Source organism: Sphingomonas vulcanisoli (assembly GCF_011761305.1).
Lineage (GTDB): Bacteria > Pseudomonadota > Alphaproteobacteria > Sphingomonadales > Sphingomonadaceae > Sphingomonas_I > Sphingomonas_I vulcanisoli.
On the sequence record NZ_JAAOZC010000004.1, the window covers coordinates 48834 to 63628 of the forward strand.

At 65.5% G+C, this 14795-nt stretch carries 14 protein-coding genes; 8 read left to right on the plus strand and 6 right to left on the minus strand.

What is annotated here, in order from left to right; genetic code table 11:
• Window positions 1–338 precede the first annotated feature (338 nt).
• The gene (locus FHS31_RS09010; protein WP_167073061.1) at window positions 339–983 is read right to left on the minus strand and encodes a Tim44/TimA family putative adaptor protein; all 645 of its coding nucleotides are present in this window, start codon (window positions 981–983) and stop codon (window positions 339–341) included.
• A 197-nt stretch (window positions 984–1180) separates the two neighbouring features.
• On the opposite strand from FHS31_RS09010, the gene secB reads away from it, so the two are divergent.
• Complete coding sequence (gene secB / locus FHS31_RS09015; protein ID WP_167073062.1) at window positions 1181–1675, plus strand: protein-export chaperone SecB; 495 nt, start codon at window positions 1181–1183, stop codon at window positions 1673–1675.
• 136 nt (window positions 1676–1811) lie between these two features.
• Window positions 1812–3380 carry a murein biosynthesis integral membrane protein MurJ gene (gene murJ / locus FHS31_RS09020; RefSeq protein WP_167073063.1) on the plus strand — a complete coding sequence of 523 codons (1569 nt, stop codon included), beginning with the start codon at window positions 1812–1814 and terminating at the stop codon, window positions 3378–3380.
• Here the strand turns inward: murJ and FHS31_RS09025 are convergent.
• Window positions 3377–4570 carry a DUF2252 family protein gene (locus FHS31_RS09025; RefSeq protein WP_167073064.1) on the minus strand — a complete coding sequence of 398 codons (1194 nt, stop codon included), beginning with the start codon at window positions 4568–4570 and terminating at the stop codon, window positions 3377–3379. The genes murJ and FHS31_RS09025 overlap by 4 nt on opposite strands.
• Before the next feature lie 187 nt (window positions 4571–4757).
• Here FHS31_RS09025 and FHS31_RS09030 point away from each other — a divergent pair, with 187 nt between their 5' ends.
• The 3 genes from FHS31_RS09030 (at window position 4758) to FHS31_RS09040 (ending at window position 6947) form a co-directional block, all read left to right on the plus strand.
• Window positions 4758–4946 (plus strand): hypothetical protein, encoded by a 189-nt coding sequence (locus tag FHS31_RS09030; protein ID WP_167073065.1) that lies wholly within the window; start codon window positions 4758–4760, stop codon window positions 4944–4946.
• Between the two features lie 5 nt (window positions 4947–4951).
• Window positions 4952–5950 carry a tryptophan--tRNA ligase gene (trpS, locus tag FHS31_RS09035; protein ID WP_167073066.1) on the plus strand — a complete coding sequence of 333 codons (999 nt, stop codon included), beginning with the start codon at window positions 4952–4954 and terminating at the stop codon, window positions 5948–5950.
• A gap of 265 nt (window positions 5951–6215) precedes the next feature.
• Window positions 6216–6947 carry a DUF4136 domain-containing protein gene (locus tag FHS31_RS09040; protein ID WP_167073067.1) on the plus strand — a complete coding sequence of 244 codons (732 nt, stop codon included), beginning with the start codon at window positions 6216–6218 and terminating at the stop codon, window positions 6945–6947.
• Window positions 6948–7117: 170 nt separating this feature from the next.
• Here the strand turns inward: FHS31_RS09040 and dnaA are convergent, their stop codons facing one another.
• The 3 genes from dnaA to mutM all read right to left on the minus strand — a co-directional run bounded on the left by dnaA (window position 7118) and on the right by mutM (window position 10095).
• Window positions 7118–8482 carry a chromosomal replication initiator protein DnaA gene (gene dnaA, locus FHS31_RS09045; protein WP_167073335.1) on the minus strand — a complete coding sequence of 455 codons (1365 nt, stop codon included), beginning with the start codon at window positions 8480–8482 and terminating at the stop codon, window positions 7118–7120.
• Between the two features lie 431 nt (window positions 8483–8913).
• Complete coding sequence (gene rpsT, locus FHS31_RS09050) at window positions 8914–9177, minus strand: 30S ribosomal protein S20 (protein WP_167073068.1); 264 nt, start codon at window positions 9175–9177, stop codon at window positions 8914–8916.
• Between the two features lie 102 nt (window positions 9178–9279).
• Window positions 9280–10095 carry a bifunctional DNA-formamidopyrimidine glycosylase/DNA-(apurinic or apyrimidinic site) lyase gene (mutM, locus tag FHS31_RS09055; protein WP_167073069.1) on the minus strand — a complete coding sequence of 272 codons (816 nt, stop codon included), beginning with the start codon at window positions 10093–10095 and terminating at the stop codon, window positions 9280–9282.
• A gap of 45 nt (window positions 10096–10140) precedes the next feature.
• On the opposite strand from mutM, the gene FHS31_RS09060 reads away from it, so the two are divergent.
• The 3 genes from FHS31_RS09060 to FHS31_RS09070 all read left to right on the plus strand — a co-directional run bounded on the left by FHS31_RS09060 (window position 10141) and on the right by FHS31_RS09070 (window position 14029).
• On the plus strand, window positions 10141–10872 hold the full coding sequence (locus tag FHS31_RS09060) for a class I SAM-dependent methyltransferase (RefSeq protein ID WP_167073070.1): 732 nt from the start codon (window positions 10141–10143) through the stop codon (window positions 10870–10872).
• Between the two features lie 139 nt (window positions 10873–11011).
• The gene (gene ubiB / locus FHS31_RS09065; RefSeq protein ID WP_167073071.1) at window positions 11012–12541 is read left to right on the plus strand and encodes a 2-polyprenylphenol 6-hydroxylase; all 1530 of its coding nucleotides are present in this window, start codon (window positions 11012–11014) and stop codon (window positions 12539–12541) included.
• A 42-nt stretch (window positions 12542–12583) separates the two neighbouring features.
• A complete protein-coding gene (locus FHS31_RS09070; RefSeq protein ID WP_167073072.1) occupies window positions 12584–14029 on the plus strand; it encodes an NCS1 family nucleobase:cation symporter-1 in 1446 nt (481 codons plus the stop codon).
• Here FHS31_RS09070 and FHS31_RS09075 read toward each other — a convergent pair.
• Window positions 13999–14697: a PEPxxWA-CTERM sorting domain-containing protein gene (locus FHS31_RS09075; protein ID WP_243843378.1), complete on the minus strand. Its 699-nt coding sequence runs from the start codon at window positions 14695–14697 to the stop codon at window positions 13999–14001. The genes FHS31_RS09070 and FHS31_RS09075 overlap by 31 nt on opposite strands.
• Between the last annotated feature and the right edge of the window lie 98 nt (window positions 14698–14795).

A 14795-nucleotide genomic window follows, 5' to 3' on the forward strand; every position in this document is an offset into this window, starting at 1 on the left:
CAGGCTCTCGATCGAAGGGCCGGCACGGACGCCCGCAAGGACGGCGTTGGTCGGCTTCGGCGCCTCGACGGGGGTGGCGGGTGTAGGGCGCGGCGGCGGACGGAGGACGGAGGACGGCGCAGGATGCTTTGGCGTGGAGGCGCAGGCGGCGAGAAGGAGGAGGCCAGCAAAGCAAAGCCACCGCCGGATTCTCCCCGGCACGGGGAGGTGGCATCGCGACGCGATGACGGAGGAAGTTTTCAACCCGCGCTGCGCCCCGCCGATAACCCCCACCACCATGCTGCGCATGGTCCCCCTCGCCGTCCCGGGGAGGATCGTTAGGGCACCGCCCACTCCGCTCACGCGGCTTCGTCGGTCTCGGTCAATGTCCAGTTGGGATCGGAAGCCTTCAGCGCGCGGCTGAACGTCCAGACGTCATGAGTCGGCACCGCATCTTCCAGCGACCCCGCGACCACATTGCCCTCGGCGTCGCGCGTCACCGCGGCCACATCGGCATCGAAGCGCACGCGGATATGCGCGGTCTGGCCGTCGACGCGCGCATCCTCGATATGCGTCGCGTCGATCGAGACGAGACGATTGTCGAGCACCAGCCCCTCGGCCTTTCGGTCCTGGATCGTCGCCGCAAAGGCCTCGGCCACTTCGCCATCGACCAGCTCCTTCAGCCGATCCTCGTCCCCGGCCCAATAGGCTTCGAGGATCATCTTATAGGCCGCCCGCGCGCCATCGACGAAGCGGGCGAGATCGAACGTATTGTCCGCCGCCGCGATCGCGCGCAGGCCGGCGGTGGCGCCCGGCGCATTGCCCGGCAACTCGGCGGGGACCGGCGCAGGCTCCACGCTGGCACGCGCGAACAGCCCACGCGACGAGGGCACCGACTCCGGCTTGGCCAAGGGCTGCTCATGCCCCGTGCGGCGGCCGAGCACGCTCCACAGCCGCAACGCGACGAACACGAACACCAATGCAAGAATGATAATCGTCGACACCCGGCCTCCTGGCGGCCAGCCTTTTTTGATCGAAGGCGCCGCGCTAGGGCTTCCCATAGCGAGCGGCGGCCGAATCGCAAAGCCGAACCCGTTCATCAATACGCCCAGTACGCCGCGGCGTTCCGCATTGCTCCGGGCAAGCCCGCCTGCTAGCGGGCTTCGCCTGCCAATTTCATGAACATGGGAAGAGCCTAACGATGGCCGAAAATGATGCGTTGCCCCAGCCGAACGGCGCCGACGAAGGCCCGCAGCTCGGCCTGATCGCGCAATATGTGAAGGATCTCTCGTTCGAGAATCCCAATGCCCCCGCCGTTTATCAGGTGCAGGGCCAGCCGGAGATCGACGTCCAGTTCAACATCGGCACCACCAAGGTGGGCGAGGATGTCCATGAAGTGGCGATGAAGATCGAGGTGAAGGCCAAGGTCAGCGGCATGACCGCTTTCCAGATCGAGCTGGTCTACGCGGGCCTGTTCGGCGCGCGCAACGTGCCCGAGGATGCGCTGCATCCCTTCCTCTATGCCTCCGCGCCGCAGCTGCTGTTTCCGTTCGCGCGGCGTGTCGTCGCCGATGCGGTGCGCGACGGCAATTTCCCGCCCCTGCTGCTCGATCCGATCGATTTCGCGACGCTCTACCAGCAGCAGGCCGGCCAGGTCGAAGCCCTCGCCAATGCCGAGCCGGCAGGCGAGGCTTGATCTCTAGCCCTCTCCCGCAAGCGGGAGAGGGTTGGGTGAGGGTCTTCTTTCTTCTTGCTCCCGAGAGCGTGGAGCTCGGGCTGCGCCCTCGCTACCCTCACCCCAACCCTCTCCCGCTTGCGGGAGAGGGAGCTACGTGAGCCTCGTCCGCAACACCGCCACGATCGGCGGCCTGACGCTCGTCAGCCGCATCGCGGGCTTCCTGCGCGATATGCTGATGGCGCAATATGTCGGCGCAGGCCTCGCCAACGACGCCTTTCTGATCGCCTGGCGCCTGCCCAACCTGTTCCGCGCCTTGTTCGCCGAGGGCGCCTTCTCCTCGGCCTTCGTGCCGATGTTCAATCGCGAGGTGGGCCGCAAGGGCGGCGGGCTGCAATCGGCACTGGGCTTTGCCGACGAGGTGCTGGCGATTCTGTTCCCGGTCGTGATCCTGCTGGTGGTGGCGATGATGCTGCTCGCCGGCCCGGTCGTGTGGGCGATGACCGGCGGCTTCCCCGATGGCGGGCCCGAGAAGTTCGCGCTCGCCGTGCAGCTCACCCGGATCACCTTCCCCTATCTGGCGCTGATCAGCCTGGTCTCGCTGATGGGCGGCATCCTCAATTCGGTCGATCGCTTCTGGGTCAATGCCGCCGCGCCGATCCTGCTCAACCTGTGCATGATCGCCGGGCTGCTCTTCTTCCGTGGCCACACACCACTCGAGACCGCCCATACGCAGGCGATCGCGGTCACCGTATCCGGCGTTTTCCAGCTCGGCTGGCTGATCTGGGCCTGCGATCGCGCCGGCACCGGGCTGATGGTCCGCCGCCCGCGCTTCAATCCCCGTGTGCGGGAGCTGCTGCGGATCATCTGGCCAGCCGCGCTGGGCGCGGGCGCGGTGCAGTTCAATCTGCTGATCTCCACCAGCCTCGCCGCGCGCTTCCTGCCGCAGGGTGCGGTCAGTTATCTCTACTACGCCGACCGCCTCAACCAATTGCCCTTCGCGCTAATCGGCATCGGCGTCGGCACCGCAATGCTCCCCGGCCTCTCGCGCCAGATCGGTGCGGGCGATGAGAAAGGCGCCGGCGTGACGATGAACCGCGCGATGGAGCTGGTGCTGGTCCTCACCCTTCCCGCCACCGCCGCGCTGATGATCGCCGCCGGCCCGATCATCCGCGCTTTGCTCCAGCACGGCGCCTTCACCGCGCATGATGCCACCGCCAGCGCCTGGGCGCTCGCCGCTTTCTCGATCGGCCTGCCCGCCAACATCATGATCAAGGTGCTGGTCCCCGGCTTCTACGCGCGTGCCGATACCAAAACGCCGGTGCGCATCGCGCTGATCGCCATGCTTGCAAATCTGATCATGAACCTGATCCTGATCTGGCCGATGCAGCATGTCGGCCTCGCGCTTTCCACCGCGCTCTCCTGCTGGGTCAACGCCGGGCTGCTCTGGTGGAACCTGCGCAAGCGCGACCATTTCCGCATCGACGCCCGGCTGAAGACCACCGCGATCAAGCTGCTGCTGGCCACGCTGGCGATGGCCGCGCTGCTGCTAATCGCCAACCCCATCGTGGCGCCCCACATGGTGCGCGGCCTGTTCGAGCGCGCGGTATGGCTGATCGCGCTGATGATCCTGGGCGCTGCCGTCTATTTCGGCGCGGCGATCGCGCTCGGCGCCTTCCGTCCCGCCGAGTTCAAGGCGCGCTTCACGCGGCGGCGGGCACCCTAGGCCGCCAAGGCATACCGCCGACAATGGTCGAGATAGCCCGACTCGTGCGCGCCCGCGAGGCTGACGACACTCTCCCATAGCCAGGTCGGCGCATCGATCTGCCCGCGCCGATCCGCCTCCAACACTGCGCTCCAGTCTTGGCGCACCCCTTCGTCCATCTGCCGTGCGTGCGCCTTGCCGACGACGAAGGCGAGATAATGCGCCGCTTTCTCCGCCTCCGGCGCGCTGAACTGATCGATCTCCAGCTTGAGATCCTGCGGCGCCAGCTCACGCGCGAACAGGGATTTGCCGAGCAGCTTCACCGGCACCATCCGCTCGCCAAGGTGCGGCGAAAGCGCGCGCGCTGCAGTGACGACTCGCTCGCCATTGTCCTTGGGCATCCTGGCGTCCCTCGAGGAGGGCGCGACGGGCGCGACCGCTTCCTTGAGATCGATCAGCGCATAATCGGATCGATCCTTGGCATCCCTCAGCCCGATGATCGCCGCATAACGCAGTAGGCCGAGCGAGCTGCAGCCCTTCATCCAATAGGCACCATCGACGAAGCGCACTTTGCTCTCGGCATCCTCACCATCGAGTGAGAGCACCGTCCGCGCGATCTCCGCATCTTCGAACAGCGCCTTGAGCGCCGCGCGCTCATCATCGCTCAGCGCCCAGAATTTGCGGCCGAGCGGGATCGTCGGCTCGATATCCTCCAGCCGTTCCTTGGCGAGATGTTTCCAGCGCCGGCCCAGCGCCCGGCGGCGGACGCTGCGCACCGCATCGGGCTCGGGCCCGGCGTCCTGGCCGCTTTGGGAGGTCATCGCCGCCGCATAGCCGGTGACCATCTCCTCGATCATCCGCGCGGTCGTCACCCCCGGGAGATCCGATCCGCGCGCCGCGGTGGCGAGCGACAGGCCGAGACGGATGATGTCATGCGCCGGATTGCCGATCACCGCCTGATCGAGATCGCGGATCTGCACTGCGATCCGCCCCTCGCCATCGCTGAGCGGGCCGAGATTGCCGAGATGGCAATCCCCACAGATCCAGATCGCCGGCCCCTCCGGCACGCGCTTCACCGCTGGCGATGCGGCCAGCCATTCATAGAATTTGGCGGTATTGCCCCGAACATAGGCATGCGCCGATCGCGCCATCTTGCGGTTCCGGCTAGCATCCAGCCGCGCCTGACGATCCTCGACCGAAACCAACCCCATGTCATCTCCCTTTAAAGCCGGGGCTCAACGCATTTAGCGGGCGATGGGTGCATGGTCGGGGATGGCGAGGAACATGTTACCTTGGGCTCATCATGTCCGCCATCAGTGCCGGCAAGTGTTTCAGCAATGCAGCCTTGGGCCGGATTTCCTGTTGACAAAACGGAACATATGTGGTACATTTGCCGCAATGAACGCTGCACTCACACTGGATCGATCGTCTCTCCTGGAGCATCGCCACGACGTCGCACTGCCTCGGCCCTGCGTCGCCATTGGCCTCACTTTCGACTCACCTTCTGCGGCTTGGCGCTTCGGTTCCGCAATCCTCAACTTCCTCAACCTCGCCGCGCTTGACCCCGCTCCCGCCCTGCCCGACTAGGCGCCATGCGCACTGTCTCCGGCATCCAGCCCACCGGCAATCTCCACCTCGGCAATTATCTTGGCGCGATCCGCAATTGGGCGCGGATGCAGGATGCGATGGGGACGGGGGACGAGAGCCTGTTCTTCCTCGCCGATCTTCATGCGATCAGCGAGCATCAGGATCCGGTGGCGTTCGCGCGCGGCATTAGGGAGATGGCGGCGGCGATCATCGCCTGCGGGATCGATCCCGAGCGCGCGATCCTGTTTCGCCAGCGGCACGTGACCGAACATGTCCAGCTGCAATGGCTGCTCAACGGCACCGCGCGCGTCGGCTGGCTCAACCGAATGACGCAGTTCAAGGATAAGGCCGGCAAGAACCGCGAAGGCTCGTCGGTCGCGCTCTACACCTATCCGGTGCTGCAAGCGGCGGACGTGCTGCTCTACAACGCCACGCACGTCCCCGTCGGCGAGGATCAGAAGCAGCATCTCGAGCTGGCGCGCGACATCGCCACCAAGTTCAATACCGATACCGGCGTGGAATTGTTCACCCTTCCCGAGCCGATCATCCCGCCGGGGGCCGCGCGCGTGATGTCGCTGCGTGACGGCAGCGCCAAGATGTCCAAATCCGATCCTTCGGACATGAGCCGCATCAACCTGATCGACGATGCCGATACGATCGCGCAGAAGCTGCGCAAGGCGCGCACCGATCCCGAGCCCTTGCCCGACGATCCCGCCGCGCTCGATGGCCGGCCCGAGGCGAAGAACCTCGTCAGCATCTATGCCGCGCTGGCGGACGAGAGCGTGGCGCAGGTGCTGGGGCGCTTCGCGGGCCAGGGCTTCGGCGCGTTCAAGCCCGCGCTCGCCGATCTCGCGGTGGCCAAGCTTGGCCCGATCGCGGCGCGCCTCCGGGCGCTGCAGGACGATGCCGCGGAATTGGACCGCCTGTTGGCAATCGGCGCCGAACGCGCCCGCGCGATCGCCGCGCCGACTCTGGCCAAAGCCTATGCGGCTTTGGGATTGTGACCTTAACCCTCTCCCCTTGTGGGAGAGGGAGGGGCCCGCGTTTCGAGCGCAGCGAGAAAGGTGGGAGGGTGAGGGGGGAAGCGGCGCCCTTGATAGATAAGCTCTGGCTTCGCCCTCGACCCCTCTTCCACAAGGGGAGAGGGAGTCTGGGCAGCCCTTCAGGGCCAGATGCGACGAACCGCGCAACCCCCGGTGTTCACCAGACGTTCAATGCGCGTTCATTTGTAAGCCGCTATGAGGCGGTAACTCCTTGAGGTCATTTACAATGTCTCTCCGCCGCACGCTTCTTTCCCTGACTGCGCCGATCGCTCTCCTCGCCGTTGCGGGGTGCGCGCCGCAGCCGTTCCGCGCCGATGTCTCGCGCTTCCAGGCGATGCCTGCGCCGCAGGGCCAGACCTTCTGGGTCCAGTCCGAGGATCCCGCCCAGAATGGCGGCCTCGAATTCTCGATCTACGCGCGCCAGATCGCCGCGCGATTGGCCCAGCAAGGGTATCAGCCCGCCGCCGGGCCGAACGGCGCCTCCCTGCTCGTCAACGTCGCTTATGGCGTCGATAACGGGCATGAGAAGATGGTCGATTATGGCCCAACCTTCGGCCCCGGCTGGGGTTGGGGCGGTGGCTTCGGTTGGGGTGGCGGCTGGGGCGGTCGCGGCGGCTGGGGCCGTGGTTGGTACGGCGGCGGTTGGGGCGATCCCTTCTGGGCCGATCCGTGGCTGAACCGCGATGTGCAAAGCTACACCTATTATGTCAGCCGGCTGGAGATGCGGATCGTGCGTCCCAACGGTCAGGTATTGTTCGAAGGCAACGCCAAGGCGCGATCGCTGGACGACAATCTCCAGCACCTCGTCCCCAACCTGATCGATGCGATGTTCACCGGCTTCCCCGGCCGTTCGGGCGAAAATGTGCTGATCACCATCGCACCCCCGCCCAAGGCGGGCGCCGCGGCGGTGGAACCTGCGCGGCGTGAGGCACCGATCAACCGCGGCAATTCGATCTGATTGACCTAAATCCTCTCCCCTTGTGGGAGAGGGAGGGGCCCGCGTTTCGAGCGATAGCGAGAAAGGTGGGAGGGTGAGGGGTTCCCGAACTCGATAAGGCAGTCCGACCCCTCTCCCCGCCGCGCTGCGCGCGAGTCGCCCTCTCCCACAAAGGGGAGAGGGAATGGCGCTTACCCCTCCAGCTGCCGCATCAGGAGCCGCACGTCGGCATCGATCTCGGCATCCGCCGCGCGCAGCTCCTCGATCTTGCGCACTGCATGGATCACCGTCGTATGATCGCGCCCACCGAAGCGGCGACCGATCTCCGGTAGCGAGCGCTGGGTAAGCTGTTTGGCGAGATACATGGCGATCTGGCGCGGACGGGCCACGTCGCGCGCGCGCCGTGCCGAACCCATCTCGCTCTGGCGGATGCGGAAATGCTCGCACACGCGGCGCTGGATCTCGTCGATCGTCACCCGGCGCTGGCTGGCGCGCAGCTGATCGGCGAGCGCTTCCTGCGTGAACTCGAGATCGATCGCGCGGTTGGACAGCGTCGCGAAGGCGAGAACGCGATGGAGAGCCCCTTCGAGCTCGCGGATCGAGGCGCTGATCCGCTTGGCCAGGAACATCACCACTTCGTTCGGCACGTTGGCCGACGGCAGGCCCTCGAGCTTCTTGAGAATGATGTTGTAGCGCAGCTCGAAATCGGCCGAATTGACGTCGGCGACCAGACCCCAGCTTAGCCGCGAGAGGATGCGATTCTCGATCCCCTCGAGGTTCTGAGGGCTACGATCGGCGCTGATCACCAGCCGGCGACCGGCCGAGATCAGCTCGTTCATGGTGTGGAAGAACTCTTCCTGCGTCGATTCCTTGCCGGCGATGAACTGGACGTCATCGATCATCAGCAGATCGGCGGTGCGCAGCCGCGCCTTGAAGCTGTGCGTGTCCTTGGCGCGCATCGCCGCCACGAACTCATACATGAACTTCTCGGCGGACATGTAGATGACCTTCGCCTGCGGCTGGCGGGCACGATATTCGTGCCCGATCGCGTGCATCAGGTGGGTCTTGCCGAGGCCGACGCCGCCGTGGAGAAACAGCGGATTGAAGGCGAGCTGGCCACCCTCGGCCAAGGTCTTGGCAGCGTTATAGGCCAGCTCATTGGCCTTGCCGACGACGAACGCATCGAAGGTGTAGCGCGCCTCGAGAGCGGTGCCGTGAACCTCGGGGCGTGCCGGCTCGGGCGCAGGTGCCTCGACCGCGAGCGTCGGCCGCGCCGCTTCGTTCGCCGACTCGACCGCAACGCGCATGATCGACGGCAGCGCCGCGCGCCAGGCATGGGTCAGCTGATCGGCAAAATGGGTCTGCACCCAATTGGCAAGAAAGGCCGAGGGCGCGGACAGGCGCACTTCGCCCGAATCGAAATCGCCGCCTGCCAGGACGAGCGGCTTCAGCCAACCGTCAAAGGTCCGCTGGCCGCAACTCACGCGCAGACTTTGGCGCACGGCCTCCCAGGCCTGTTCGATCAGGCCGGCGGACTCCAGGCGCGTGTCTTCCATCCGGTTCATAGGGGCAAAGGTGGTCGTAGCCTGACGCACGCGCAAATCTCTCCCGTTCGCGCCAACCCGTTCGGCTGGCGCGGCGATCCCAATGGACTATATCCTTTACGTGCGGCCCCCCGCGCGCGCTGGATGAACAAACTGGTGGCCCAGCCGAAGAATCATCGGCCCGACGAATCGACTTTAGGAACAAGCCGCGCGTTCGATCAAGAAGCCTATTGTCATCGAATCGAAATATACCCGCTTGACAGATAGCGGCGGTTCGATCCCCCTTCGGACGCCGCGGACGCTATTGAATCTAAACGACTTTTTTTCGATCGCAGGAAGAATCATGCGATTCCCGATAGATGCCGGTCATTTCGCGCAAGCAGCAAAAAGGCCGCCGATGTGACAACCGGCGGCCCCTAAAATGCCGTCAAAAACGGATGCTTTTAACCGAGTGCGGAGACGCGCTTGGTCAGCCGCGCAATCTTGCGCGAGACCGTATTCTTGTGGAGCACGCCCTTCGAAACGCCGCGCATCATCTCGGGCTGCGCCTCGGCGAGCGCCGCTGCCGCCGCGGACTTGTCGCCCGAGGTCAGCGCGAGCTCGACCTTCTTCACGAAGGTGCGGATGCGGCTGACCCGCGCACCGTTGATCTCGGCGCGGCGATCGTTGCGACGGATGCGCTTCTTGGCTTGCGGCGTATTCGCCATTCTCGAACTACCTCGGTTTGCAATGGGGCTTAAAATGGGAATGCGGCGCCAGGTCGCCCTGCGCCGCGTCGTGGGGGCCATTAGCGTCACTCGGCCAAAACGTCAACGCTGGCAGGCGTGGCACCAGAAGGTCGATCGACCGGCGTCAACCTGGCGCTGGACGACGCCCTTGCCGCAAGGGCACGGCTTGCCCTCGCGCCCATAGACGCGGAACTGCTTGGAGAAATAGCCGAGCTGGCCGTCGGGGCGGGCATAGTCGCGCAACGTCGAGCCTCCGGCCTCGATCGCGGCCTCCAACACCTGGTGAATCGCCTCGACCAGCCGCGCCAGCTTGGCCTTGGTGAGCTTGCCCGCCATGGTACATGGGTTGATCCGGGAAAGGTTCAGCGCCTCACAGACATAGATATTGCCGAGCCCTGCCACGATCCGCTGATTGAGCAGCATCGCCTTGATCGGTGCGCTGCGGCCCTTGAGTCGTTCGGCGAGAAAGTCGGCAGTGAGCTCCGGCCCCAGCGGCTCCGGGCCCAGCGCAACAAAGGCGGGGAAGCTGGACAGCTCGGCGGTGGCGACCAGATCGAGCGAGCCGAAGCGGCGGGGATCCTGCAGCGACAGCCGCCGCTTCTGATCCGTCTCCAGCACGAGATGATCGTGCTTGCCGAGCTCTTCGGGATCGACGCGCCAGCGGCCGGACATGCCGAGGTGGAAAATGAGCGTATCGCCGCGATCGGTCTCGATCAGCCCATATTTGGCGCGGCGGCCGAGCCCCGTAACCCTCGCCCCCGTCAGCCGCTGGCGCAGATCTATGGGGATTGTGCGGCGCAGATCGGCGCGGCGCGGCTCGACCAGCGTCAGCCGATGCCCTTCCAACACGGGGCGCAGACCGCGCACGGTGGTTTCAACTTCGGGAAGCTCGGGCATTTCCTCCCGCTAGCCCATCGCGCCGCGGCTCGCTATGGCCCGGCCATGAGCGAAACCGTCTCCTTCGGCTATTCCGAAGTCTCCCCCGCCGAAAAGACCGAGAAGGTGGGCGAGGTCTTCGCCCGCGTCGCACGGCGCTATGACATTATGAACGATGCCATGTCGGGCGGCATGCATCGGCTGTGGAAGGATCGCTTCGTTGCCCGGGTGAAGCCCCGCGCCGGCGAAAGCATCCTCGATATGGCGGGCGGCACGGGCGACATCGCCTTCCGCATGCATAAGCATGGTGCGGCCGTGACCGTCTCGGACATCAATCCATCGATGCTCGAAGTCGGCCAGCAGCGCGCCGAGAAGCGGGGCCTTGAGGGCCTCGAATGGAGCGTACAAAATGCGGAGACCCTGAGCTTCGCGGACAAGAGCTTCGACGCTTACACGATCGCCTTCGGCATCCGGAACGTCACCCACATCGATCAGGCGCTGGCCGAGGCGCACCGCGTGCTGAAGCGCGGTGGGCGCTTCTTCTGCCTCGAATTCTCGACGACGGTCTGGCCGGGCTTCAAGGATATCTACGACGCTTATTCGCACAAGGTGGTGCCCAAGCTCGGCAAGGTGATCGCTGACGATGAAGTCAGCTACCGCTACCTGATCGAATCAATCCGCCGCTTTCCCGATATGGAGCGGTTCAAGGCGATGATCGCGGTGGCGGGGTTCGTGCAGGTGAAAGCCGAACCGATCCTGGGCGGGCTGGTGGCGATCCATTCGGGCTGGAAGATATGAGGATTGCATCCTCCCCATCGCAGATGGGGAGGGGGACCATGCGCAGCATGGTGGAGGGGGAAACTCCGCCGTTGCGCATCTCCCCTTCACCGCGCTTCGCGCGGTCCCCCTCCCCATGCAAGCATGGGGAGGATGAGGCGTGACCTCGCCCCTGATCCACACGCTGCGCCTGCTCCGTTGGGGTCGTATCCTCGCGCGTCACGGGGCGTTGCGCGGAATCGAGCGCGATCCCAATACGCCCGCCCCGCTCCGTCGCCTCGCCCGCATCGCGCGGTTTGGCGCGCGTGTGCCCAAGCAGCCCGCTTATGCTGATGCCTTCCAGGCGATCGGCCCTGCCGCGATCAAGCTCGGCCAGGCGCTCGCCACCCGCCCCGATCTGGTGGGCGAAGTGGCCGCGCGCGATCTTGCCCGGTTGCAGGACGCCGTACCCGCCATACCCTTCGCCCGGATCAAGGTGGCGGTGGAGGCCGCGCTCGAAAAGCCGCTCACCGAAGCCTTCGCCTCGTTCGATGAGGAGCCGGTGGGCGCCGCCTCGATCGCGCAGGTCCATCGCGCCGTCACCACCGACGGCAAACAGGTTGCGGTCAAGGTGCTTCGCCCGGGCATCGAGGAAGACCTGCATCGCGCGATCGAAACCTATGAATGGGCCGCCGCCCAGGCCGAGAGCATGGGCGGCGAACTCGCGCGGCTGCGTCCCCGTCTCGTCATCGCCACCTTCCGCCAGTGGACGTTGCGCGAGCTCGACCTGCGCCGCGAAGCCGCCTCGGCCAGCGAGCTTGCCGAGCATATGGAGGCCGAACCCGGCTTCACCGTCCCCACGATCGACTGGAGCCGCACCACCCGGCGCGTAATGACGCTGGAGTGGGTGGACGGCATCAAGCTTTCGAACCGCGATGCGCTTGTTGCCGCTGGGCATGATATGCACGCGCTTGCCGCGACGCTCGTCCGCGCTTTCCTGCGTCAGGCGATCGACGACGGCTTTTTCCACGCCGATCTGCATCAGGGCAATCTCTTCGCGCTGGCCGATGGCCGCATCGCCGCGATCGATTTCGGGATCATGGGCCGGGTCAATCGCCAGGCGCGGCTGTGGCTCGCCGAGATCCTGCACGGGCTCATCACCGGCAACTACGCCCGCGTCGCCGAAATCCACTTTGAGGCGGGCTATGTGCCGGCGCATCACAATGTCGCCGAGTTTACCACGGCACTTCGGGCGGTGGGCGAACCGATCCGCGGGCTGCCCGTGAAGGACGTCTCGATCGGCCAGATGCTCGACGGCCTGTTCGCGATCACCCGCGATTTCGACATGGCGACGCAGCCGCACCTGCTGCTGCTCCAGAAGACCATGGTGATGGTCGAGGGCGTCGCCTCGATGCTCGATCCCAATATCAATATGTGGGACGTCTCCGGCCCCTTCGTGAAGGAATGGCTGCGCTCCGAACTCGGCCCCGAGGCGTGGCTCGCCGATCGCATCCACGAGGATGCGCGGACGTTGCTGCGGCTGCCCGATCTGATCCGCCGCATCGAAGCGAGCTATCCCGTGCCCGGCGCGGCGCCCCCGCCGCCGCCGCTGCGGGAGGTCGGTGTCGTGCGGATCGCGGGCGGCTGGCGTTACGTGGCCATCGCGATCATCGCTGCGGTTGTCGGAGGTCTCGTGGCTCACTTTCTTTGAGCCACATCGACATCGTCGGGGAAGGGCTTGGGGGGTAAAGGGATGAGGGGGCACGACGACAGTCTCTGGAATGCCGATCTGGCGCCCACCGGCGTCGATCAGCGCACGTGGCGCTGGTATCATTTCGCGGCGCTATGGGTCGGCATGATCGTCGCGGTGCCGACGTGGATGCTGGCCGCCGGGCTGATCGAACAGGGGCTGTCCGCGGCGCAGGCAGCGGGGGTCGTCCTTGTCGGCAATGTGGTGACGCTGATCCCGCTGCTGCTGATCGGCCATGCCGGCGCGCGCTACGGCGTACCTTTTGCGGTGCTCGTCCGCGCGTCGTTCGGCACAAGGGGCGCGCGCGTGCCGGCGCTGGCCCGCGCGCTGGTCGCCTGCGGCTGGTACGGCATTCAGACATGGATCGGTGGCGAGGCGCTGCTGACCCTGCTCGGCGTGCTGCTGAAGCGCGATCTCACCGGCGATCCCCTCCCCCTGCTCGGTATCGGATGGGGCCAGTTTCTCGCCTTCCTGCTCTTCTGGGCGGTGCAATTGTTCTTCCTGCAGAAGGGCCTGCTGGTGATCCGCCGACTGGAAACCTGGACCGCGCCGATCAAGATCGCGATCTGTCTCGCGCTCGTCTGGTGGGCGGTGGACAAAGCGGGCGGGCTCGGGCCGATCTTCGCCGCGCCTTCCGCCTTCGCGCCCGGCGGCGCCAAGCAGGGGCAGTTCTGGCACGCGATCTGGCCGGTGCTGACCGCGATGGTCGGTTTCTGGGGCACGCTGGCGCTCAACATTCCCGATTTCACCCGCTTCGCCAAAAGGCAGCGCGATCAGATCATCGGCCAAGCGATCGGCATGCCGCCGACCATGGGGCTGATCGCGCTCGCCAGCGTCATCACGACCTCGGCGACGGTGGTGATCTACGGCAAGGCGATCTGGGATCCCGTGGCGCTTTCGGGCACGCTCGCCGGGCCGTTCGTGCTGCTCGGGCTGGTGGTGATCAGCATCGACACCGTATCGTGCAACATCGCCGCCAATCTGGTCTGCGCGGCGTATGATTTCTCTTCGCTATGGCCGGCCAAGATCAGCTACCGCATGGGCGGGCTGATCACCGCGCTGATCGCCCTGGCCATGATGCCCTGGCGGCTGCTGGCGACCACCGGCGGCTACATCTTCATCTGGCTGACCGGGTATGGCGCGCTGCTCGGCCCAATCGCGGGCATCCTGATCTCCGATTATTGGCTGGTGCGGAAGGGGCGGCTCGATACCGAAGCACTCTACCGCACGGATGGCATTTACGCTTATGCCAACGGCTGGAATTGGCGCGCTCTGCTGGCCTTCGCGATCGGCGTGCTGCCCAATCTGCCGGGCTTTCTCCACGCCGCCGCGCCCGCCGCTTTCGGCGGCATCGGTGCGCCCTGGACGACGCTGTACGATTACGCCTGGTTCGTCGGGCTCTTCCTCGCGCTGGCCAGTTACCGGATACTGACCCCCACGAGCCGCTGATGACGCATCGCAGCGCCCACAAGCCCGAAACCCCAGATCAGCATCGCCCAATTCGCAGGCTCCGGCACAGCGCTGCCGCCATCCGCTGACATCGCCGTTTCCCGCAGCAACAACGACGTATTCCCCATGCGGAAATCCGAATTGGTGTTGGTGTTGCCGCCATCCAGCATGGCGGCATCGAGGATGAGCGCGAACGGCACGGTCAGATCCTCGGTCCCGTAAAAGATCGTATCGGGCGATCCGACATTGCTGACGATATAGCCGCCCTCGAAGGCAACTTCATCCTGCGTTAGCGCCTGGACGCCATAACGATCGGGATTGAATGTTTCCCGATCCGTATAGCCAGAACCCGAGAAGCTGCGCGCGATCCCATCGAGCGTGAACACCGCACTGGCGCCCGATTGGGTGAGGTTCCACTGATCGTAGGCATAATAATCCGCAACGGCGCGTGAGTATTCGATCGCGCCGGGCGCCTCCGTATCGAAGCTATAGGTGATGGAATATGCAAGGCCGCTGAAATCCCGGCCGTTCATACCGAACACGCCATCGACATCTACGCCGCTGGCGACAGTACCCGAATGGACAACGTACAATATCACGGCTTCGGCCGCCCCGGCAGGCGCCAAGACAAGCGCCATCCCTGTGACGAATTTCGATATGCTATTCATGATGCCCCCCGGCGATTGACGCACATCGCTAGCGCCTCCCTGAGCACGGAGCAAATCGCGCCCGATAGCCTTCGCGCCTTTGCTGGACTATGCGGACG

What these genes read in the sequence shown, in the direction of transcription:
- secB (WP_167073062.1), top strand. Translation starts at nt 1,181, where the DNA reads ATGGCCGAAAATGATGCGTTGCCCCAGCCGAACGGCGCCGACGAAGGC.
- FHS31_RS09025 (WP_167073064.1), bottom strand. Translation starts at nt 4,570, where the DNA reads ATGGGGTTGGTTTCGGTCGAGGATCGTCAGGCGCGGCTGGATGCTAGC.
- FHS31_RS09030 (WP_167073065.1), top strand. Translation starts at nt 4,758, where the DNA reads ATGAACGCTGCACTCACACTGGATCGATCGTCTCTCCTGGAGCATCGC.
- trpS (WP_167073066.1), top strand. Translation starts at nt 4,952, where the DNA reads ATGCGCACTGTCTCCGGCATCCAGCCCACCGGCAATCTCCACCTCGGC.
- FHS31_RS09040 (WP_167073067.1), top strand. Translation starts at nt 6,216, where the DNA reads ATGTCTCTCCGCCGCACGCTTCTTTCCCTGACTGCGCCGATCGCTCTC.
- dnaA (WP_167073335.1), bottom strand. Translation starts at nt 8,482, where the DNA reads ATGGAAGACACGCGCCTGGAGTCCGCCGGCCTGATCGAACAGGCCTGG.
- rpsT (WP_167073068.1), bottom strand. Translation starts at nt 9,177, where the DNA reads ATGGCGAATACGCCGCAAGCCAAGAAGCGCATCCGTCGCAACGATCGC.
- mutM (WP_167073069.1), bottom strand. Translation starts at nt 10,095, where the DNA reads ATGCCCGAGCTTCCCGAAGTTGAAACCACCGTGCGCGGTCTGCGCCCC.
- FHS31_RS09060 (WP_167073070.1), top strand. Translation starts at nt 10,141, where the DNA reads ATGAGCGAAACCGTCTCCTTCGGCTATTCCGAAGTCTCCCCCGCCGAA.
- FHS31_RS09070 (WP_167073072.1), top strand. Translation starts at nt 12,584, where the DNA reads ATGAGGGGGCACGACGACAGTCTCTGGAATGCCGATCTGGCGCCCACC.
- FHS31_RS09075 (WP_243843378.1), bottom strand. Translation starts at nt 14,697, where the DNA reads ATGAATAGCATATCGAAATTCGTCACAGGGATGGCGCTTGTCTTGGCG.